At 41.6% G+C, this 1,335-nt stretch carries 2 protein-coding genes; both read right to left on the reverse strand.

Annotated elements, in window-relative coordinates:
• Nucleotides 1-469: DUF1631 family protein (locus tag A3762_RS03905; protein WP_156493209.1), on the reverse strand; the 469-nt coding region annotated here is incomplete at its 3' end.
• Between the two features lie 124 nt (nt 470-593).
• On the reverse strand, nt 594-1,335 hold a 742-nt coding region (locus A3762_RS03910), incomplete at its 5' end, for a transporter associated domain-containing protein (RefSeq protein ID WP_156493210.1).

Genomic DNA, 1,335 nt, shown 5'->3' on the forward strand with positions numbered 1-1,335 from the left:
CATCACCATTAAGCTGATAAGCCTCGGCCATGCGTTGATGCAGAGTTAGGTGAATATGCTGAAAGTTAGCTCGTGACTTACTAGCCATTGTCTCAACCGCTAGCTGCTCTTCAAATTGCTTGTCGTCTACCACTGATAGAGATTCAACTTGTGACGGCGCTGGTGTATTAAGTTTTATCTGCTCGAAAGGAAATTGAAATAAAGATTGAAGAGATTGATCAATGTTCGTGCATATGGCTTTACGTTTGAGGCGTAATTCACGCATGGCTTCGAAATAGCGATTTTGCTCATTGTTGTTTCTTGCATTATTTGCAAGATCAAACAAGGTGTCATCAATCGCATCAAATGATTGATCTAGTAGGGGAGATACATGCTGAGAGTAGGCATTGAACAGTTTTTCTGAGACGGCTGAGCTGTTAGCACTTTCTCGAGAATTGGCATTGTCGTTGACGTTAAAGCTGTTTGCCATTGGTGCACTCAAGCGATAGAGAAATGTATCAAAAAGTTAAAATGACGCCGAAGTCTGTAATTTACGCATATTAGTACAAACTCGCAAGAAACTAAGTGTTTTAGTATGAAAAATGGGCAATTTGTTACGCTTTACCTTTAAATGCGCGCACAGTTTTGATTTTGTCGTCTTTCACTTGTCTGACTTCTAGTTCGTAGTTACCAATCTTTATGCAAACTGGGTGCTCAGGAATGAACTCCAATGACTCAGTAATAAGCCCGTTAATCGTTTTAGGGCCATTAGTAGGTAATGACCATTTAAGCGCTTTATTAATCGCCCTAATGGTGGCGGAGCCATCAATAAGGAAGCTGCTGTCCTCTTGCGCAGTGATATCTGAGCTGCTGGTTGTAGAGTAGTCCGTTGTGAACTCCCCAACAATTTCTTCTAAGATATCTTCCATTGTTGCAAGTCCCTGAACATCACCATATTCATCAACCACAATGCCGATTCTGCGTTTTGCTTTTTGAAATTGAAGTAACTGATGGTTTAGCGGAGTACTTTCGGGGATAAAATAGGGCTCACGACATGCCTGCAGTAGTGCTGCTTTATTTGGCTCAGCATGAGACAAAACTTTTGTCATGTTTCGCAGGTGGAGTACACCAATTATGTTGTTGATGTCTCCCTTGTAGACGGGGAGCCTAGTGTGTTGCGAGCTTCTAGCTTGTTCGATCAAATCATCTAGGTTGTCTTCAATATCTAGTCCAATCACTTCATTCTTAGGAATCATGATGTCGTTGACAGTTACTTTCTCTAGATCAAGGATACTGATCAGCATGTCTTGGTGAGAGCGAGGGATTTTATTGCCAGCTTCATGGACGAGTGTTTTT

The organism is Oleiphilus sp. HI0125, assembly GCF_001635355.1.